The organism is Moorena sp. SIO4G3 (genome assembly GCF_010692305.1).
Taxonomy (GTDB): Bacteria; Cyanobacteriota; Cyanobacteriia; order Cyanobacteriales; family Coleofasciculaceae; genus Moorena; species Moorena producens_A.
This window is the reverse complement of record NZ_JAAHIG010000033.1, coordinates 38,282-57,364: the sequence shown is the minus strand read 5'-3', so window position 1 is coordinate 57,364 and position 19,083 is coordinate 38,282. Positions and strand designations below refer to the sequence as shown.

Genomic DNA, 19,083 nt, shown 5'->3' with positions numbered 1-19,083 from the left:
TCGGTTGTACAAAAAATAATTAATCTTTAATTATATCACAAAAAACTTTTGCAAGAGCTCTTATGAATCGAGCCGTTATCGAGGGTAATAACACGGATTCGACCCGTACGTTGGTAAATTGCACCAGCCACTTGGGCTTGTTCCTCCATCAGTTTGATGAAGTCTTCGCTTTTCCAGCTCCCCAACACCAAACTGCATATAAATGTCACCAACGGTTGCCACAGACCCAACAGACTCAATCGTTTCCCCCGTTTTTTCGTCTGTTCAAGCCGCTTCTGCTCTCCTTTAAAGTAATAGCTATAGCTGACGGCACTCCACAAACAGCATCCCGATTCGTCGAGGTAAAGCAAGTCAATTTCATCGGCAGCAGCCGCTAGTTCAAGCATTTCCAGGTCGTTCTTCTTAGCCAGCCGCTGATGTGGATCTTGCCGTTTTTGATGACTCACTCGCATCCGTTTCCAAATCACCCCCTTTTTTTGAGGAAAGTCACGTAGATACTCAGGACTAAGGTCAACTTGCCGTTCCCGAGAGAGTTTTTCGGCGAGTTGTACGCTGTTGTAGCTTCTTGGGTCAATTCTTAGACAGTCTTCTAGGTATTCGATATCCGTTTCGCTCCATCTTCTTTGTCGCCCTCGTCCTGATGCCTCCCATAGTCCTCCCAACCCTTTCGTTTTCCAGGCGTTTAGTGTCTTCCTAACCGTTTTAGCTGTCGAGTGCAGGTGAGTGGCGATCTGTTCAACATAAAGCGCCTTGATGACTTAAACGAACCGCTTCTGCTCGGTCGCGTAGCGTGGCCATAGGCCAATCTTTGACTCGTTGACCGACGGTGGTGGCTCTCCTCAACTCCCAGAGCGTTCTTTCTTCTTCTTGGGTGAGAAACACTCTCAGTCTGGCTCCCATACCTCTGACTCCTTTTTCCGGCAACACTTTATAATTTGTAACATACCTCCTTTTTTCTTGCACGACCTACTTACCTTACATCGATTTCCTTGGGAGTAGCCTTGAGGTGAAAAAAGTACCGACCGTTGATCATATAGACCGTTGTGATAGCTCCGATGGCGCAGATCAGGACTCCACAGAGCGGTAAGGTAATTTGCCAAACTGGGAAGTTGTGCTTCCCTGACCTAGCTTCAGACAAGGCAGAGGTGTACTTACTTGGTTTTGTCTGGTGATTCTGTAACATATGATTGAGCACTGAAAAACGAATGTTGAAATAGCCACGATTTTCTGTTGAGCGCCTGCCTAGAAACTACAAACTATCCAGCAGGCTTTTTACTAACAGTAGAATTCCTAAGCCAAAGAATTCTTGGTAAAAATTAGTGGCGTTGCTGATTCTGGGTATGATTCCGCCCCCTTAGCCCTTACAAGGGTAAGTTTTTTATAAAGGGGCGAGTAGATACTTTCATTAAATATCACATTTTTACCATATGTATTAAAATACACAAAATTTTCAGTAATAAGTCTTACCATTTCCTACTTCTGACGACTCCCTACTCCCGATTCCCGATTCCCGATTTCCTACGGTGCGCTTTCCGTAGGCGAATTAAATTCGCCACGGGTCGCACCGCTCCCGACCCAAATGTAAAAAACCTACCCCTGTGAGGGAACCAACGGGGGCTTTGCCAAAACCAGACGATCGCGCATTCATACTTCAATTCAGCAACGCCAAATTAGTAGGCATGTTCTTTCAAGGTCTACTAGCAGCTTTAGAGTCTGATTACGAGGCTACATAGTTAATGTGCCGGTTCAAGGATTTTGTGACATTGACTGGCTCATTCTTCTAGAGGTGCTGCTATTCAAAATTCAAGCACCCTCTTTTTTTTTGAAAATTTTCCTGAGAGGGTGTCACACTTTCTGACAGTTCTGCACATATATATAGAAGAGGCAATCTGATGATTTGCGTAGCAGCATATTCTGCTGAGCCTAAAAAATAGGTCGTCTCTTCAAGTAGTCAATAGCGCTAGCTATTACTTGCAAAACAAATCCTAAAATAGGAGATACTGTACCATGCAAAAAGTAAACTATCCACCAAAACTTACCGTACCATAGAGGAAAAGTACAGAACTAAATGCAAACTAAGCGGCGTTGCTAATTTTGGGGATAATTGTGACCAATTTTGAGAAACCAATCTCATATTTTCCAAAAAAGGTAGTATTTCGGAGGCTCTAAAAAAAACAAATTATCGCCCATTCATTCCTTGATTAAGCAACGCCAACTAAGCAAGTACACAAAATTAATTACACATTTTACAAAAATCAAAGCCTTACAATGTAAGGGTTACAGAGATTGCGAGTAGGTAATTAATTCTGTGTAGGTGCTTATCCATCACAACTTACCCTGGTGGTGGCACACAAGTTGATAGTTTAACCCCGAACCTTGACTACACCGTAGGTAGCTAAATCACTGCATCTTTACCACTAGCGAAAATGCATTATCAACAAGGACAAACAGGAGGTGGTTTTCAATGTCGCCATAGGAGACCTAATCAATGGGTGAAAAAACTTTAACCCCTCGGGAAAAGTTTGAATCAGTGGTTCAACATTTAGTTAACCCAACCTCTTGAAAAACTAATGAAGCAACATCTTATGCTGCATTAATCAATGGAATAAAGAAAAACCTACGGCAATTTAATTTCCCGGATAACCAAGTATACGATGTAATTCATCAAACCTATTTACGGGGAATAAAACTGCTAGACTCTGGCCAAGAGATTGAAAATCCTAGAGCCTGGATCAGGGCGACTTCGTTAAATGTTATCCGTGAGATGAGCCGGAAACAAAAAAAAGAGCAGTCATGGGACTCTCATTTAATAGAGCATCAAAGAGCAGTAAAAGACAGCGATAACTCTGAGGATGAAAACTTAAGGCTGTTGGAGCTAGCCCTTAAAAAATTAGACCCAAAGGACTACAAGCTAATCGTCTTACGGGAAATAGAAGGCTTGTCTTGGAAACAAGTAGTGAGCCATCTAGCTTCTAAGGGAGAAGATATTACTGAGGCGTCTGCCAGACAGCGAGGTAATCGTGCCCTAAAGCGTTTGCGCAAAATCTTTTTTGAACTTAAAAATCATCATAAGTAAACAAAATATTATGATTACCTATAGCTAATTAGGGTGCGGAAACCGCTTGAGGGCATTCCTGATATGATTGCCCCAATCTTCCTTAATTAATTAAAATATATTTTTTAAACAATTTTATTTGTAGAATATTTTATTTAATAAAACTTTATCAAATAAAATTACAGGATAAATTCATAAAAATAATGAGCATAATTAAACGAAAAAACAATAAATTAGCAAAAAAAAAAGCAGAAGAGTATAGCCAGCTAATAGCTCTTCCGGTTTTGTCGGAATTAGAAGCAAATCGGATGGCGGAAATCCTAGAGCTAGCTAATCTTGATGAATCCCTTAACTCCTTAATTGAGGAAATTGAAATGACCGACTATTTAAAACTAGAACAGTGGAATCAAGGTCTTCGGAAGTTACTGAAGGTGGTTTCAACAGAGGAGCCATCCCATACTACAGCATTCCAGGACTAAACTATCTGAAGGGATGTAAGCAGTCAGTGGTCAGTGGTCAGCGGTCAGCCTTGTGGCACAGGCTTCTAGCCTGTGACCTAACTCATCAGCTGATAGCTGATAACTGATAGCTGATAACTGATAGCTGATAGCTGAAGCTGATAACTGATAACTGATAACTGATCGCTTAGCTTGATAGATCACCCCTAGACATGGTAAGATCAAGAGTCAGCTATAGTAGGCAATCAATCCTTCATAGTATTCGTTAATAGTATTCCTCCAGCAAACCCATGACTCAACGCACTCTAGGCGGAACCAACCGTAAGCAAAAAAGAAAATCCGGTTTTCGTGCCCGGATGCGCACCAAAGATGGTCGCAATGTGATTAGAGCTCGCAGAAGCAAGGGACGGCGTCGTCTCTCGGTCTAGTCATCCAAACATTGATGCCGACCTGCTGCAAGTAAAAGGTAAAAGGTTAAGAAACAGCCATTTCCCGTGGCTCTTCTGCCTTTATCCTGATCAAGGAATTGATATTAATCAAGGATTACAGTTAAGCATTGGGATTGCCTCAAGCCAATCGACTTAAGCACTGGCGAGATTTTAAGACAGTTTATCGCTGGGGTATTCGTCGTTCAGGGCGTTACCTAACATTACGGGGTTTACAACAGAGTACTATTCCCGCGATTGCCAAAGAAACCATTGCACCAGAAAAATCCCTACCAGAGGATCACCCTCCCTCCCGTCTTGGCATCTCCATCAGCCAAAAAGTCAGTAAGAAAGCAGTTGTTAGAAATCGGATTAAGCGGCAACTTCGAGCCGCCCTCAGGCAGTTATTACCACGCCTATCCCCCGGTTGGAAACTAGTCGTAATCGTAAAACCAGAAGCTAGAGAGTGCGAATATGCACAACTTTTGAGAGAATTAGAAAAGTTGTTGGTAAAAGCAGAGGTGTTGGATGGGCATTAGAGAAGATGTATTTTATGAGGGTGGCCCCCACCGGGGAGATCTGATCATTAGCATATTGTTGGCATTTACGATTATATTCATACCTCTAACCGTAGCTGCTATAGTCCGGGCTCTATGGCTACGGTATCGGATTACCAGCCGCCGCATATCAATAACTGGGGGTTGGCGGGGACGCGATCGCTCAGATGTGATCTATTCTGAAGTTTCTAAGATTGCCACAGTTCCCCGTGGTATAGGAACTTGGGGAGATATTGTCGTTACCCTAAAAGATGGTAGCCGTTTGGAAATGCGGGCAATACCCCGGTTTAGAGAAATTTACGACTACATTGCCGAACGAACAGCAGACAAAACAGGCAAAGCTGTTAGTGCCATCAAAATGATGTAGAAAGCACATTGAAAAGAAAACCTTGACATGGGTGAGTTGCCCTGATCTGGTCTTCAGTTGCCTACATCTTGCCACCTAAATCGGCTAAACTGCTTGATGTAATTAGATCTACCTGATAAATGTCGGAAACCCGAACCGCATAGGGACGGAGATTAGTTACATTAGACACAGAAAACTTTACAATAGCGCCTAGGTTAACGTCAAACGAATGGACTTTGGTATCGGATTTATCTCCAACAACATCATGCTGCCAATCCTGGATTTCTTTTACGGGATTGTGCCTAGCTATGGTTTAGCCATAATAGCCTTGACCCTGGTGATTCGCTTTGCCCTCTTCCCTCTTAATGCTGGCTCCATTCGCAACATGAGGCGCATGAAAGTCACCCAACCCTTGATGAAGAAGCGGCAAGACGAAATAAAAGAGCGCTACAAGGATGACCCGGCTAAACAGCAGGAAGAAATGAGTAAGCTGTTCCAAGAGTTTGGCAACCCCCTAGCCGGTTGTTTGCCACTGTTGGTACAAATGCCGGTTCTGTTTGCCCTATTTGCCACCTTGCGGGGATCACCCTTTGCAAACATTAACTACGACGTCAACTTACAAATTTTTCCCCAAGAACAGCTGGAATATATCCAGCCTAAAGTCTTTACCACCAAACCCCAAAATATTTACATTACCGATGGCTTACATGAACCAGTCATCGCCCTACTTCCGGCAGGAAATAAGCTGGTAGTTGGGGAAAAAACCAAAGTAGAGTTTCAAACTGTTGAAGGTCAACCCTTAAATCAACTAATTGCTCAGCATCCAGAAACCGATATCACTCCCACTTGGCAAATAGTCAACGGAGAAGACCGCTTACGTATTCTTGAAGATGGGACACTAGAAGCCCTGATGCCTGGAGAGGTAAAGCTTCAGGGAACCTTAACGGGAATAGCTGCTAACAAAGGCTTTCTATTTATAGATGCTTTAGGAAGAGTGGGTGCTTTTGATGACGATGGCACTATCCACTGGGATATCGTAGGTATGATTCTCTTCTTTGGGATCAGTTTGTACGTCAACCAGCTGTTGTCTGGTTCAGGTGCAGGTGCAGGGCAAGCCGGTGACCAACAAAAGGTAGTTAATCAGATTACTCCAGTATTGTTTTCTGGCATGTTCTTATTCTTTCCCCTGCCAGCTGGGGTATTGATGTATATTGTTGTAGCTAATATATTTCAAACTATCCAGACTTTCATTCTATCGAGAGAACCTCTGCCAGAGAATTTGCAAGAAATAGTTGAGCAGCAGGAAAAAGAGGCAAAAAGACAAGCAGCTAAGTCTGGAGAGGGTCGAGAGGCATTGCCTTTTGAGCCCAAGCGTTCAAAGAAAAAGGCATCAAGTTAGTTTAGTATGGTAAATCAACATCAGGAGCGTGGTAAAGAGTGGTTAGAAGAACTCCTGCGATTATCTCGATTGCCCGCCAGTATAGAGGTAGCTGATGGTGACGCTCCCCTAGGAGAGCGACCCAGCTACTGGTTGACAATCGATAATAGTCAACTGACCTCGAAAGACACTCAAACTTTAATTGGTCGGGAAGGGGAAGTTATCGATTCTATCCAGTACTTAGCCAATTCCCTCCTTAACTTGGGTCATGAAGAGGAAGAACAAGCCGTTTACGTCATCGATATCGATAGCTACCGAGCCAGACGGCAAGTGGAACTTCAAGCGATCGCTGAACACGCTGCTATGAAAGTCCGTCAGACCGGGAAAGAATTTGAATTGAAATCCCTATCGGCAGCAGAGCGGCGTCAAGTCCATACCCTATTCAAGGCTTTTGAGGATTTAGAAACTCTTAGTCGAGGGCAAGAGCCAGACCGACGACTGGTGGTGCGTCGCAGGTATTGACAGATTAAGAGTTTTTATTCTATCACTGCTGATTGCACTTGGGATTATTCCCATCACCTGGCTAACATAATGCATTAAGTCTATATAACTATTTAAGTCTATAAATGGTCGCTTTTTGCTGAGTCAGGACTTACGCGCTTAAGTGGATTTCGCCCCCCTAGCCCCCCAATATTGGGGGGTAATGATGTCAAAGTCCCCCAATATTGGGGGATTTAGGGGGCAAATGCGTAAGTCCTATGAGTGTTTGAGAAGCTCAAGGTTAACCATCAACGCTTAACAGTCAACTGCAAAGGATAAGCATTATGGAGGCTATCTATATTCCTGAGTTGCTCAAATTACCAGAGCAAATAGAAGTAACTCCGGTCAATCAATTCTTGGTGGATTTACAGACACTGACCCCAGTTCGAGGTCAAGTGCAAGTGGCTCATCAAGGAAATTACCTGGAGGTCTGTGCTCAAGCAGAAACGATCATTACCTTGACTTGTCACCGCTGCTTAAAACAGTACAACCACCGCCTAAGCATCGATACATCCGAATTAGTTTGGTTAGCTTCCTCAGCTGACCAACTGTCGGATGAATCCCTAGAGGAGGAGATAACTTGGGATGATTTACAAGAAACCCTTCCAGCTCAGGGGTATTTTTATCCAGACACTTGGTTATACGAACAACTATGTCTGGCAATTCCGCCACGGCAGCTGTGTGACCAAGAATGTATAGGTATCCAGATTAACGATAACAGTGAAGCACAGTTACGGGATCAACTACGGGATCAACGTTGGGGCGCTCTAGAATCCCTGAAGAGAAAACTTCCTGGATAGTGAGTTGCCTGGTAGTATAATGCTGAAGGTAAATCGGTCAGGGAGTTACTAGCAGCCGAGCGGTTATCCAAGTTTATTGGAAATAAAAAATGCTATGTTTAAAGTTTAATTATTTTTTTCTAGTATTTATTGTTTGAGTAATTGGCTCCTATATAGGAATCCGTTTAGGAATTGTCATAATTTTTGACGCTATATTCCCTGCTCCCTGCTACCTGTTCCCTGTTCCCTGTTCCCTTTGCTATATGAATTTCAATGACGAGTTTGAGCTTCTGCTACGTGCTCGCTACCCTTTGTTATATATTCCCACTCTAGAAGAAGAGCGAGTGGAAACAGCGATCAAGCAATCCGCTAAACGTTTGGGTAATCGTGGTGTCTATATCTGGGATTTTGTGGATGGTTACCAAGGAAATCCTAATGATATCGGCTTTGGACGCCGCAATCCCTTACAAGCCTTAGAATTTTTAGATAGAATTGGAGAAAGTGCTGCTGCAATCTTTGTATTAAGAGATTTTCACCGATTCTTAGAAGATGTATCAGTTGCTCGTAAACTCAGAAATCTGGCACGTACCCTCAAATCCCAGCCTAAGAATATAGTTATCGTTACCCCCCAAGTGTCGGTTCCCTCGGATTTAACCGAAGTGCTGACAGTGCTGGAATTCCCCTTACCAACGGCATCGGAAATTAAAGCTGAGGTGAAACGTTTGTTGGGGGCAACGGGTCAAAATCTGACTGAAAAAATCATTGATGAGCTGGTGCGCTCGGCTCTTGGTCTTTCCTTAGAAAGAATTCGTCGAGTATTAGCTCGTGGGATTGCCTCTAATAATGCAATCCAACCTTCAGATGTAGAACTGATTTTAGAAGAAAAGCGCCAATCTATTAGGCAAACCCAGATCCTAGAGTTCTACCCAACCCAAGAAAAAATTTCCGACATCGGTGGCTTAGACAACCTCAAAGACTGGCTACTGCGACGGGGTGGAGCATTTACAGAACAGGCGCGACAATACGGGTTACCCCATCCTCGTGGTTTACTATTAGTGGGGATTCAAGGAACTGGGAAATCGTTAACTGCAAAAGCGATCGCAAACCACTGGCATCTACCCCTGCTACGTTTAGATGTCGGTCGTCTATTTGGTGGCTTAGTAGGGGAATCAGAATCCCGTACTCGCCAGATGATTCAGCTAGCCGAAGCTCTTGCTCCCTGCATCCTCTGGATTGATGAAATTGACAAAGCCTTCTCAGGTCTATCCTCTAAAGGGGATGCAGGCACAACCAGTCGTGTCTTTGGTACCTTTATTAGCTGGTTAGCGGAGAAAAAATCCCCAGTATTTGTGGTCGCTACTGCCAACAATATCCAAGCCTTACCCCCAGAAATGCTTCGCAAGGGTCGATTTGACGAAATCTTTTTTGTTGGTTTGCCTAACCAGGAAGAACGTCGTGCTATTTTCGATCTACACCTATCCCGGCTGCGACCTCATAATCTCAAGAGTTATGCTTTAGACCGATTAGCCTACGAAACCCCTGATTTTTCCGGAGCAGAAATTGAGCAGACCCTGATCGAAGCCATGCACATCGGCTTTAGCCAAAACCGAGACTTCACTACAGATGATATTCTAGAAGCCGCTAGCCAAATTATCCCCTTAGCACGGACAGCCCAAGAGCAAATCCAATTCTTACAGGATTGGGCAGCTGCCGGAAAAGCTCGTATGGCTTCTCGCAATACCCCCTTAAATGATCGGATTCAGCGCCAACTCCAATAAGTAACCATAATATAGCAGTTTTCAATTGGGTGAGAAACTTCATCCTGAGTTAATGGGAGTAGGGAGTAGGGAGTAGGGAGTAGGGAGTAGGGAGTAGGGCTAATAAAATTGACTTGACCTGATAAGTATGATCGACGCTATCGATTAATGTCAACTAGATTAATTTAGAATTTTATCATTAACTGTTGCTAGAACAATCTGTTAACCTTCACCCTTCAACCTGTTAACCTTCACCCTTTAACCTGTTAACCTTCACCCTTTAACCTGTTAACCTTCAACCTTCAACCTGTTAACCTTCAACCTGTTAACCTTCAACCTGTTAACCTTGGCCTTTCGGCCACGCAATCGCGTTCAACCTTTATTTTTAATAGCTTCCCATGAATCTGTCCAAGATAGCTCAGTTTATCATTGGTTTTATTCTTGGCATTGCCATCTTAGCAGGTGCTGCTGTTGGTACAGTTTATTACTTCTTTACTAAACTAGCAGCTGAGCCTGAAAAACCCGTCTTTGCTGAGGAGCGACCCAAGACCTCACCATCACCAAAAGCTCAACCCACCAGTTCATCTGGGCAGTCTAAACCAGCAACAACTCCCAAACCCATTCCTAGTCCTAGTCCTTTACCAAAACTGGAACCGGGTGCTTATCGAGCCAGTGTTACCTGGCCACAGGGGTTGATTCTCAGGGACTCCCCTAGCCTGAACGCTCAACGCATTGGTGGTATTGGCTACAATCAGACCCTGATCATCCTCGGATACAGTGATGATAAGCGATGGCAGAGAGTACGCTTGCCTGATAGTGACCAAAAAGGTTGGGTTAAAGCAGGTAATGTTAAAAAAATCAACTAATAGTTTTGAGGAACACTCAACACTCAATACTTAATCAATACTTATAGCGTTGCTCATAGCTATGAGGTACACATTATTTTTTCCCACTTCCGACTTCCGACTTCCGACTTCCCTGCTCCCTGCTCCCTGCTCCCTGCTCCCTGCTCCCTGCTCCCTGCTCCCATTAACCCAGAGATTTGTACCTCATGGGTATAAGACTTGCTATAATAAGTCTGGTTATTGTTAAGAAAATTAGCTAAATATTAATCTTGATTGCAATATTGCCGATCTAGCTTCAAGGCCAGAATCCAGAATGATAGGGTTATGAAACTAACTTTTAACACCATCAAAAAAGTTAAATTTCTACCTAACTGAATTTCTGGCTAACAAGTTTATGTACAACAAAAATACAAATAAAGATCTTTTGGGTGCTGCTGTTACTGCTGCTTTGGGTGCAGGGATTGTCACTTCCTTTGCCGTCAGCCAAGGTCAACACCCAATGATTGCTATAGGAATTACTGCTATGGCTGGCTTAGTTGGTGCCTTGTTACATCAGGCTGACTTAGTATAAACGAAAGGCATGTATATTTTTGTTGTAAATCTATAACTCAGGGGCGGGGGCGCGGGGACATGGAGAGATGGGTAAATATTATCCTGAAATGATATTAGCCTTCAATGGTCGTATTTTTGGAAAAGCGATGCAGCGAAGTAGCTTGGTAAAAGGAGGCCACCTCATGAGCGACGGCATCAAGACAGTGAGATGCACCCAACGAAATTCCTATGATAAGTAATTAACAACTTGCTAATTCTGTAGTGGGCTAATTGGAACAAACCAAAAGATTCTGCTCACCCTGAGCAGGAAACCCGTTAGACATCCATCCATTAACAGGATAGGTTATTCTTGCCCACTCGCGCCTTTGGAAGTCCAGGAAAAATTGCTCTTGAGGGGGACGGTTGACCAGTGTTACTTTAACTCCATTGGAGACAAGACCCAGTCGGGAAGAGTTAATATCGGGTCGTCTACGGACAGCTATACCATCATTACCTTTATATATAACTTCGCGACAGAGAGATTGTCTTTGATTAGTGCTTACTCTTACTGTCTGCTGACAGAACTTGAGATCTTTAGCTCGGACAAATCCAGGCATGGGGGAGTTGATCGCGATCCAACCATTTTTACTAGGGTTGTTTCCAGCCAGAATAACTTCTTCATTAGGCTCTAAGGTTCTGATTGGTTCGATTGATGGCTGTTTGTAGATAAACATTGACTTAGCAGCTTGGCGGCAGAGAGATTGTGCTCGATTAGGGCGTACTCCTCCTTCCCCACAGCGCTTCAGATATTTGGCTTGGACAAATCCAGGAATGGGGGAGTTGATCGCGATCCAACCATCTTTGCTAACCTTGTCTTCGGCCAGAATAACTTGTTCATAAGGTTCTAAGGCAATCATTGGGTTAGAGATTGATCGCTGTTTGTAGATAAACATTGACTCAGCCGCAGCGCGACATTGATCCATCAATCCCTGAGCCAGTTGAAATTTCCCTTGAGTCTGCACTTGGGTTGGTTTGGCCGAGGAGATGCTGTTGGGGGAATTGGTGTTGGGAATTACGGTAGCTCTAGCCCCTACTCCCCCTAAACTGCTCAAGACTAAAGCTAAGAGGGGGAGAAACGTACTCCAGTGACGAATAGTGGTCATGACTTAAAACTATTGCGTTATGGTTATAGAGGAGAATTGCTCTGTTTTGGTAAGAGTCTTGCTCTATAACTACATGCTTTACTATCGGATTACGTAAAATTTCTGAGCTTCTCTTGTCCGAAACATTACCAATGCTGTACTGTTATTTGTTAGACTAACGGTAAAAGTTTCCTTGGAATAATCATGGAGACCCTTGCCTATCTTCATCTTGCTTTAAGCGCAGAAGAACTAGCAGATACTCCTACAGCCTTGACGGAGTCGATTGAAGAATTGTTTCAGTGGCTCAAGGAGTATAAGCTAGTTGCTTATCATCGGATTTATTTACTGTTGCTAGTTGCCATACTTAGCATTGTGGGGATGGCAGAAGAAGCCCTAGCCCAAAGGGTGCTGCGGGAAGGTCGTAGGGGAGCTGATGTAACACAGGTTCAGCGTCGTTTGCAAGAACTCGGGTATTTCAATCGGCAACCAACTGGCTATTTTGGTTCAATTACTAAAAATGCTGTGATTCGGTTCCAACGAAAAAAGGGGCTTCCTGCTGATGGGGAAGTCGGACCACGAACCAGAGCACTACTCTTTCCATCACAAACCAGAGTAGCACCATCCGGTAGGAATGTTAATCAATTTGGACTCAGACGAGGGTCTCGTGGATCAGCTGTTACTAAACTTCAGCAACAGTTGGCAGATCTGGGGTATTTCAATGCCAACCCAACCGGCTACTTTGGTCTGGCCACAGAAAAAGCAGTGATTCGATTTCAAAGATACTATGGTCTCAGGGCCGATGGGGTTGTGGGATCACAAACTAGAACAGCACTATCTAATGCATTATTTACTCAACCAGAATCGTTTGGAGTCCTGCCTGGGGATATGCCTGTTCCTCTTGCTGACAATAGCCGTGAAGAACCCATAGCATTTGGTACTCCTATCCGTAGCAGTGAACTACGACGAGGCGATCGCGGTCCAGAGGTTAGACGGCTTCAGGAAGCGTTGAGATCTCGAGGGTTTAAACCCGGTGCTATTGATGGGAGCTATGGCGGACAAACTGAGGATGCAGTGTTTAAATTTCAGATACGTAATAATAATCTACTTCCAACCGGTATAGCTGATTTACAAACCCTGCAAGCATTGGGACTTATTGATCTAATTTCTGAACCTGAGAAGAATCGCTATGTGGTGGTGATCCCCATTCAAAATGATAATGTGCTGCGTGAAGTGCTACGTCAGACGACTCTGACTCGTGAGAATATATCTGATAACGGTCGAGGCGGTTATTTTAATGCTGGAGCTTTTTCTAGCCGTAGTGAAGCGGAAAGTCGTTCCTATGAATTGCGATCGCAAGGATTTGATGCCCGGGTAGCCTATTTTTAAGTCAGCTCAAGTCTGTCTACTAACAATGAAATAGATCGGGGTGCTCCCTGAGATATTTAACCTCAGGTGTTTAGAAATTCAATAAATTTTCAATAACTAGAACCCATGGGACTTGGGATAGCTAGGGTGATAGCTAGGATAAGAATAGCTAGGATAAGATTAGTAATAAGCCCACACTTTCCTAATAGGTAAGAAGTTAATAGGTAAGTGTGGGAATATGTCACCAAGGGATTAGCTCAAAGCTTCCAGATAATCCCGAACTCGGTTACGGCGCTTGGGTTGCCGCAACTTTTGTAACGCCTTAGCTTCAATTTGGCGTACCCGCTCGCGAGATAAATCCAAAGCGCGACCAATCTCAGCGAGAGAGTAAGGCTGGTTATCTCCCAAGCCAAACCGCATCCGAATCACATCCCGTTCACGGTTGGTTAGATCGGCTAGGAGTTGCTGTAAATCCCGTTGTAAGGCTTCTCGCATCAACACTTCTTCTGGAGAGGTTTCCTCAGTTTCGAGTAAATCTCCCAGTTCGGTGTCTCGTTCCTTACCAACTTTAATTTCCAAAGAAACAGAGCGGGGTACTCGTAGTAATACTTCTCGTACCTGAGCCGGAGTCATTTCTAATTCCACAGCAATATCGTCAATGGTTGCTGTGCGGCCACGTTCCTGGGAAATCTTCCGTTGGGCTTTTTTGATTTTATTGAGCTTCTCAGTAATGTGAACTGGCAGGCGAATGGTACGGCTTTGGGTAGCGATCGCCCGGGTGATTCCTTGACGGATCCACCAGTAAGCATAGGTGCTAAATCGGTAGCCTTTGGTCGGGTCAAATTTCTCAACCGCTCGCTCTAATCCCAGAGTTCCTTCCTGAATTAAGTCTAGGAGTTCCAAGCCACGGTTTTGATACTTCTTCGCTACTGACACTACCAGACGTAGGTTAGCTTTGATCATGTGTTCCTTAGCTTGGAGCCCTTCAGCTTGTACCTGCTCTAGCTCTTTGGATGTTAGTTCGGCTAACTCTGCCCAACGCAGTTTGCCAGCTGACATACTCGGCTTCAGTTGAGAAACGTCAATTCCTGCAGCGGTTGCCCACCGTTCCAAGGAAGGACGGTGACCTAACTGGGACGCTAGACGATCATGGGTTTCAATCAGGTGGACAAAGCGCTCCATGACTTTATCTTCGGATATAGCCGATTTATTGCGCAGCCGTAGTAGTTTCATGTAGCGCTGAACTTTTTGAGCTTCCGAGACTTCCTCATCTCGCCTCAGTAGACGAACCCGACCAATTTCCTGGAGATATAACCGAACTAGGTCGGTGGTGCGACGGGTGCTATTTTTGGTTAAGCTAGCCGCGTCTACACCCTCAATCTCCACATCAACTAAGTCATCCACTGATCCTTCCCCATCGTCCCTTGGGCCATTAAGCTCAAAGCTATAGGCAGAAGTCTCGTGATCTAATTCTGTGTCGGCATAGAAAGGAGTGGCTGGCATAATGATCTCTCGATTACAACCAGTGACAACACGGAATTGTGTTTGTCACACTTAGTACTAGAATTCCCACCCATGATGACCGGAGAAACAGTTACTAAAATTTTTTTCCGGCAAGACTTACCGGTTTCCCTGGTAGCCCTTATTAGTATCCGTAGCTAACGGTTCACCCGATGTCTCCACCCTACCTTGCCGCATTATGCTAAAGGTTTATAGATGGCTAAAGGAACGGGATTTCCTGATTTCAGCTATTGATTTGAGCTATTTTAGAAGTAACTCTATAGGTAAATAGAGACCTTGGTCAAAAGCTGTATTAATCTACAGTGCGCATCATGGGGATTCCAGAAAGATTCTCGCTAATTCAAGAAAAAATTTTATTTGGGGGTATCAGGGACTAATACCAAGGACTAAGCAGTAGGCAAGCTACTTGCGGAGATCCTTTGCTGGAATGGGTTTTAAGAAACAACGAACTTATGAATAAGTGCATACACAGTGTTCAAATTTGCCAAATTATTGCCGAATTACCAGAGTTATCAAATATTAGTGCCACCTAGCTATGTTGCCAGATTGGCCATGGCATTACAAAACTTTATAAAAGATTACCAAAGTTTGCAATGTCTTGATGCAGTCGCTTTAGCTCAAGCAGTGCCATGTCTCTAAAGATTCTATATTTTCAGAATGCCTGATAGACAACAGCAAAATGTCTCAATTTTTGTCTCAGTTTTTTGTCATAGACAACAGCAAAATGTCGCAGTTTTTTGTCTGAGTTTTCCTGTCTGAGTTTTAAAGCAGGCGAGCTTCCGGAGCAGGAGACCTTTCGCACTCAGGCAGCAAGGGATACTAGCTGGTGCACGTAAATTTTTCATGATCATTGCGATACTCTTAAGGCCAAAGGCCACGCGGGGCGCGTTCAGAGCTGCTACGGGAACGCACTCGAGATCAGACCATTATTCTGGCTTAGTATCTCGTAACATTAGAGCTTCAACAGCAGCTTGGGGGGTAATCTCCCCTTGGAGCAATCGATGGACTTGATAAGTAATGGGTACTGAAATTCTTTTGAGCTTAGCTCGTTCCATCACAACCTTTGTAGTGTTGACCCCTTCTGCTGTTCCCTCCAAGTTGGCCAGAATATCTGAAAGTTTATGACCCTGAGCGAGCTGATAACCAACTTGATAATTGCGACTGAGGCTACTACTACAGGTTGCCAGTAAATCTCCTAGTCCCGACAAACCGTAAAATGTTTCTACCTTAGCACCCCAATCTGTACCAATACGGATCATTTCTGTAAGTCCACGGGTTAGCAAAGCTGCTTTGGCATTTGTGCCTAGTTGTAAACCATCACAGGTTCCAGATGCGATCGCCATTACATTTTTGAGGGTACCCCCTAGTTCTACACCGAGGGGGTCTCGATTGGTGTAAACCCGGAAATTTGGCGAAGAAAACACCTGTTGTAGTCTCTGAGTTGCTTTTACATCTGTGCTAGCTACTACTGTAGCGGCTGGGAGTTCTTGTTTAATTTCTTTGGAAAGATTGGGACCCGATAGCACCGCTACAGGATTGTTGGGAAATTCAGCTTGCCAGATTTGAGAGGGAGTACGGGTAGTTTGCAAATCTAACCCCTTAGTCGCTGTGACCAAGATCACGTCAGAAGATACTGATAAACACTTTAGCTGTTGCGCTACAGAATTTACCCCCGACATGGAAACAGCAGACAAGATAATACTGCTAGATTTTATAGCATCTGCTAATTTTGTCTGACTCCGACGGGACCACAAACAAACCTGATCACCGTTTTTAGAGGCTAGGCTATTGAGGGCTGTACCCCAAACACCAGCTCCGATTATAGTGATTTTGGTCATTATGATTGTTAGTTGTTACTGTCTATTGTCCTGCAACCATGGAACCGTTCATCGGGGATAGCGCTCGATTAATTCTCGAACTTGCTCGGCATGATAGGAACTGCGGGTGAGGGGAGAGGAAACAACTTGCAGGAAACCGAGGGATTCACCATACTCTTTCCAAGTATCAAATTGTTTAGGGGTTATGAATTCAGCAATTTTTAGGTGTTTTTGAGTGGGTTGAAGATACTGACCAATAGTTAAGATGTCGCAGTCTACTTGCCTTAAATCTGCCATAACTTGCCGGACTTCAGCATCAGTTTCTCCTAAACCTGCCATTATACCAGATTTGCTGTAAACTGATGGAGCCAAGTTTCGCGTCCGCATCAGTAATTCGAGGGAACGCTGATAATCCCCTTGAGGCCTTACTTTCCGATAGAGTCGGGGTACTGTTTCTGTATTGTGATTGAGGACTTCGGGTTTAGCTTGAAGAATCGTTTCGAGGGCATCCCAGTTCCCGCACAAGTCTGGGATTAAAACCTCAATAGTGGTATCAGGTGAGACCAGGCGAATGGCTTCAATGCACTGTACAAACTGGGAAGCACCACCATCAGGTAAATCATCCCGGTTGACAGAGGTAATAACTACATGATTTAAACCCATGCGCTGCACGGCTTCTGCTAGGCGTGTGGGTTCAGTGGAGTCAAGGGCTTTGGGTTTTTTCTCAAAGTCAATATCGCAGTAGGGACAAGCACGGGTGCAGGCTGGTCCCATAATTAAAAAGGTGGCGGTACCAGCATTAAAGCACTCTCCGATATTGGGACAAGAGGCTTCTTCACAGACAGTATTGAGTGCTAAATCTCTTAAGGTTTCTTTAATATTGCCGACACGCTGCCATTGGGGCGCTTTGACTCGCAACCATTCTGGTTTAACTACCACTCTTGGTTATACTCCAACTATATATATATATAAATTTAAGTTACGTTACTTTAATCTTGATCCTAGCAAGCTAGGGGCGGATTGCCCCTAAGGCATGATAAAATAGATGAAATCTTAAATTATGGCTTTATCGGGATGTAGCGCAGTTTGGTAGCGCACTTCGTTCGGGACGAAGGGGTCGCAGGTTCAAATCCTGTCATCCCGATTGTGCTTTTGGACTAACTATAAAGGTTAGCTGGTTACAGGTTAGCTGGTTACAGGTTAGCCGGTTACAGGTTAGCCGGTTCTTAAACCTTGGCCAAAAGGCCACGCAATCCCGTTCAACCTTGGCCAAAAGGCCACGCAATCCCGTTCAACCTCTTAAACCTTGGCCAAAAGGCCACGCAATCCCGTTCAACCTTAAACCTTCAACCTTAAACCTTGGCCTTTGGCCACGCTTCGCGAACAACCTTCAACCTTCAACCTCTTCAACCTTCAACCTTCAACCTTCAACCTTCAACCTCTGAATAAAGTTCCATTACCTTAGTGATAGGCATTCGCGATCGCACTCCCAAAGTCAAAGGGGAAGTATGTCCTTGATTTAAATGGTCAGTTGCGGCACAGCCAATCATTGCGGCATTATCGGTACAAAACTTCAGGGGAGGAAAAATAACTCGCAAATTATGCTCAGTTGCTGCAGCTTGCAACTGTTGTCTCAATCCACTATTGGCAGCCACCCCACCCCCAACCACAATCGTGTCCAGACCATAGTCGAGAGCACAAGCAATGGTACGCTTGGTAAGCGATCGCACTACGGTTTCCTGAAAGCTGGCAGCAATGTCGGTCACTGGAATTTCTAAGTGTTCCTGCTCGAATTTTTGCACCAGCCTTAGCACCGCTGTCTTCAAACCGCTAAAACTGGAGTCATAGGGATGATAACCACCAGTAGGAAGGGAAATCTTACCTTCTGGCAAGGGAAAGGCTTTGGGGTTGCCCTCTCGTGCTAACTTATCTATAGCTGGTCCTCCGGGATAGCCTAACTTTAATAATCGTGCTACCTTATCGAAGGCTTCACCTGCAGCATCGTCACGGGTTGCGCCCAGTATTTCATAGCTACCACAGGTTTTGACATAAATTAAGCTAGTGTGACCGCCAGACACCAAGAGACTCAAAAATGGTGGTTGTAGTTCTGGCTCACTGAGATAGGTGGCGTAAATATGACCTTCTAGATGATGGATACCCAAAAACGGCTTGTGGTGAACCATGGCCAGGGTTTTGGCAGCTGTGACCCCCACTAGTAGAGAGCCCACTAAGCCGGGAGCACAGGTAGCAGCAATTCCATCAATTGCTGCCCAGTCCAGTTGAGCTGCTTCTAGGGCTTGCGCGATCGCATGATTGATGGTTTCTAGATGGCTACGGGATGCTACCTCTGGCACCACACCGCCATACTGCCGATGCATAGGAATTTGGGAAGTAACGATATTGCTACAACATTTACGATTTTTAACAATCGCCACAGCTGTTTCATCACAACTGGTTTCTATTGCTAAAACACAAGCCATTCACCAATGACCTTTATTGAAACACTACTTTTAGTTAATTAAACTTTACTAGATACACGGCTCAGAGTAAGATTGCCTGAGTGTACA

Annotated in this window: 24 protein-coding genes and 1 tRNA gene; 17 read left to right on the top strand and 8 right to left on the bottom strand. The window is 44.4% G+C overall.

Features of this window, described 5'->3' with window-relative positions:
* Positions 1 to 35: 35 nt before the first annotated feature.
* Genes F6J99_RS08755 through F6J99_RS08745 form a run of 3 tightly spaced genes read right to left on the bottom strand, consistent with a single transcriptional unit; the run spans position 36 to position 1,183 of the window.
* Positions 36 to 731 carry an IS630 family transposase gene (locus tag F6J99_RS08755; RefSeq protein ID WP_293112597.1) on the bottom strand — a complete coding sequence of 232 codons (696 nt, stop codon included), beginning with the start codon at positions 729 to 731 and terminating at the stop codon, positions 36 to 38.
* A gap of 4 nt (positions 732 to 735) precedes the next feature.
* On the bottom strand, positions 736 to 963 hold the full coding sequence (locus F6J99_RS08750) for a hypothetical protein (RefSeq protein WP_293112590.1): 228 nt from the start codon (positions 961 to 963) through the stop codon (positions 736 to 738).
* Positions 964 to 970: 7 nt separating this feature from the next.
* Positions 971 to 1,183 (bottom strand): hypothetical protein, encoded by a 213-nt coding sequence (locus tag F6J99_RS08745; protein ID WP_293112589.1) that lies wholly within the window; start codon positions 1,181 to 1,183, stop codon positions 971 to 973.
* A 415-nt stretch (positions 1,184 to 1,598) separates the two neighbouring features.
* Here F6J99_RS08745 and F6J99_RS08740 point away from each other — a divergent pair, with 415 nt between their 5' ends.
* The 13 genes from F6J99_RS08740 to F6J99_RS08680 all read left to right on the top strand — a co-directional run bounded on the left by F6J99_RS08740 (position 1,599) and on the right by F6J99_RS08680 (position 10,711).
* Positions 1,599 to 1,733, top strand: coding sequence for a hypothetical protein (locus tag F6J99_RS08740; protein WP_293112588.1), 135 nt, complete (start codon positions 1,599 to 1,601; stop codon positions 1,731 to 1,733).
* Positions 1,734 to 2,596: 863 nt separating this feature from the next.
* On the top strand, positions 2,597 to 3,076 hold the full coding sequence (locus tag F6J99_RS08735; protein ID WP_365972921.1) for a sigma-70 family RNA polymerase sigma factor: 480 nt from the start codon (positions 2,597 to 2,599) through the stop codon (positions 3,074 to 3,076).
* A 182-nt stretch (positions 3,077 to 3,258) separates the two neighbouring features.
* Positions 3,259 to 3,534: a hypothetical protein gene (locus F6J99_RS08730; protein ID WP_293112587.1), complete on the top strand. Its 276-nt coding sequence runs from the start codon at positions 3,259 to 3,261 to the stop codon at positions 3,532 to 3,534.
* A 269-nt stretch (positions 3,535 to 3,803) separates the two neighbouring features.
* Positions 3,804 to 3,941 (top strand): 50S ribosomal protein L34, encoded by a 138-nt coding sequence (rpmH, locus tag F6J99_RS08725; RefSeq protein ID WP_044494288.1) that lies wholly within the window; start codon positions 3,804 to 3,806, stop codon positions 3,939 to 3,941.
* A 128-nt stretch (positions 3,942 to 4,069) separates the two neighbouring features.
* Positions 4,070 to 4,477, top strand: coding sequence for a ribonuclease P protein component (gene rnpA, locus F6J99_RS08720; RefSeq protein ID WP_293112586.1), 408 nt, complete (start codon positions 4,070 to 4,072; stop codon positions 4,475 to 4,477).
* A complete protein-coding gene (locus F6J99_RS08715; protein ID WP_070394093.1) occupies positions 4,467 to 4,862 on the top strand; it encodes a PH domain-containing protein in 396 nt (131 codons plus the stop codon). Before rnpA ends, F6J99_RS08715 begins: the two co-directional genes overlap by 11 nt.
* A 208-nt stretch (positions 4,863 to 5,070) precedes the next feature.
* On the top strand, positions 5,071 to 6,240 hold the full coding sequence (yidC, locus tag F6J99_RS08710) for a membrane protein insertase YidC (RefSeq protein WP_075901672.1): 1,170 nt from the start codon (positions 5,071 to 5,073) through the stop codon (positions 6,238 to 6,240).
* A 6-nt stretch (positions 6,241 to 6,246) separates the two neighbouring features.
* Positions 6,247 to 6,741, top strand: a complete 495-nt coding sequence (locus tag F6J99_RS08705; protein ID WP_070394091.1) for a R3H domain-containing nucleic acid-binding protein — start codon at positions 6,247 to 6,249, stop codon at positions 6,739 to 6,741.
* A 302-nt stretch (positions 6,742 to 7,043) separates the two neighbouring features.
* Entirely contained in the window at positions 7,044 to 7,559 is a 516-nt protein-coding gene (locus tag F6J99_RS08700) for a YceD family protein (RefSeq protein WP_293112585.1), read from the top strand.
* Between the two features lie 242 nt (positions 7,560 to 7,801).
* Positions 7,802 to 9,316 carry an AAA family ATPase gene (locus tag F6J99_RS08695; protein WP_070394089.1) on the top strand — a complete coding sequence of 505 codons (1,515 nt, stop codon included), beginning with the start codon at positions 7,802 to 7,804 and terminating at the stop codon, positions 9,314 to 9,316.
* A 377-nt stretch (positions 9,317 to 9,693) separates the two neighbouring features.
* Complete coding sequence (locus F6J99_RS08690) at positions 9,694 to 10,161, top strand: SH3 domain-containing protein (protein WP_293112584.1); 468 nt, start codon at positions 9,694 to 9,696, stop codon at positions 10,159 to 10,161.
* A gap of 61 nt (positions 10,162 to 10,222) precedes the next feature.
* Positions 10,223 to 10,387 (top strand): hypothetical protein, encoded by a 165-nt coding sequence (locus F6J99_RS08685; protein ID WP_293112583.1) that lies wholly within the window; start codon positions 10,223 to 10,225, stop codon positions 10,385 to 10,387.
* Between the two features lie 147 nt (positions 10,388 to 10,534).
* Positions 10,535 to 10,711, top strand: a complete 177-nt coding sequence (locus F6J99_RS08680) for a hypothetical protein (RefSeq protein ID WP_009148761.1) — start codon at positions 10,535 to 10,537, stop codon at positions 10,709 to 10,711.
* A 247-nt stretch (positions 10,712 to 10,958) separates the two neighbouring features.
* Here the strand turns inward: F6J99_RS08680 and F6J99_RS08675 are convergent, their stop codons facing one another.
* The gene (locus F6J99_RS08675; protein WP_293112582.1) at positions 10,959 to 11,834 is read right to left on the bottom strand and encodes an SH3 domain-containing protein; all 876 of its coding nucleotides are present in this window, start codon (positions 11,832 to 11,834) and stop codon (positions 10,959 to 10,961) included.
* Between the two features lie 183 nt (positions 11,835 to 12,017).
* Between F6J99_RS08675 and F6J99_RS08670 the strand changes: the two genes are divergently transcribed.
* On the top strand, positions 12,018 to 13,199 hold the full coding sequence (locus F6J99_RS08670) for a peptidoglycan-binding protein (protein WP_293112581.1): 1,182 nt from the start codon (positions 12,018 to 12,020) through the stop codon (positions 13,197 to 13,199).
* Between the two features lie 231 nt (positions 13,200 to 13,430).
* Here F6J99_RS08670 and sigC read toward each other — a convergent pair whose 3' ends face one another.
* Positions 13,431 to 14,681: an RNA polymerase sigma factor SigC gene (gene sigC / locus F6J99_RS08665; RefSeq protein WP_293062543.1), complete on the bottom strand. Its 1,251-nt coding sequence runs from the start codon at positions 14,679 to 14,681 to the stop codon at positions 13,431 to 13,433.
* Between the two features lie 489 nt (positions 14,682 to 15,170).
* Here sigC and F6J99_RS08660 point away from each other — a divergent pair, with 489 nt between their 5' ends.
* Positions 15,171 to 15,338 (top strand): hypothetical protein, encoded by a 168-nt coding sequence (locus F6J99_RS08660; protein WP_293112580.1) that lies wholly within the window; start codon positions 15,171 to 15,173, stop codon positions 15,336 to 15,338.
* Between the two features lie 287 nt (positions 15,339 to 15,625).
* Here F6J99_RS08660 and F6J99_RS08655 read toward each other — a convergent pair whose 3' ends face one another.
* Together F6J99_RS08655 and lipA are read right to left on the bottom strand one after the other, a co-directional pair.
* Positions 15,626 to 16,537 (bottom strand): NAD(P)H-dependent glycerol-3-phosphate dehydrogenase, encoded by a 912-nt coding sequence (locus tag F6J99_RS08655; RefSeq protein WP_293112579.1) that lies wholly within the window; start codon positions 16,535 to 16,537, stop codon positions 15,626 to 15,628.
* Between the two features lie 48 nt (positions 16,538 to 16,585).
* Complete coding sequence (gene lipA / locus F6J99_RS08650) at positions 16,586 to 17,455, bottom strand: lipoyl synthase (RefSeq protein ID WP_293112578.1); 870 nt, start codon at positions 17,453 to 17,455, stop codon at positions 16,586 to 16,588.
* Positions 17,456 to 17,586: 131 nt separating this feature from the next.
* On the opposite strand from lipA, the gene F6J99_RS08645 reads away from it, so the two are divergent.
* A tRNA-Pro gene (locus F6J99_RS08645) sits at positions 17,587 to 17,660 on the top strand.
* A 121-nt stretch (positions 17,661 to 17,781) separates the two neighbouring features.
* Positions 17,782 to 17,961, top strand: a complete 180-nt coding sequence (locus tag F6J99_RS08640; RefSeq protein WP_293112577.1) for a hypothetical protein — start codon at positions 17,782 to 17,784, stop codon at positions 17,959 to 17,961.
* Here the strand turns inward: F6J99_RS08640 and tsaD are convergent.
* Complete coding sequence (tsaD, locus tag F6J99_RS08635; RefSeq protein ID WP_293112576.1) at positions 17,944 to 18,996, bottom strand: tRNA (adenosine(37)-N6)-threonylcarbamoyltransferase complex transferase subunit TsaD; 1,053 nt, start codon at positions 18,994 to 18,996, stop codon at positions 17,944 to 17,946. The two genes, F6J99_RS08640 and tsaD, sit on opposite strands and share 18 nt — an antisense overlap.
* Between the last annotated feature and the right edge of the window lie 87 nt (positions 18,997 to 19,083).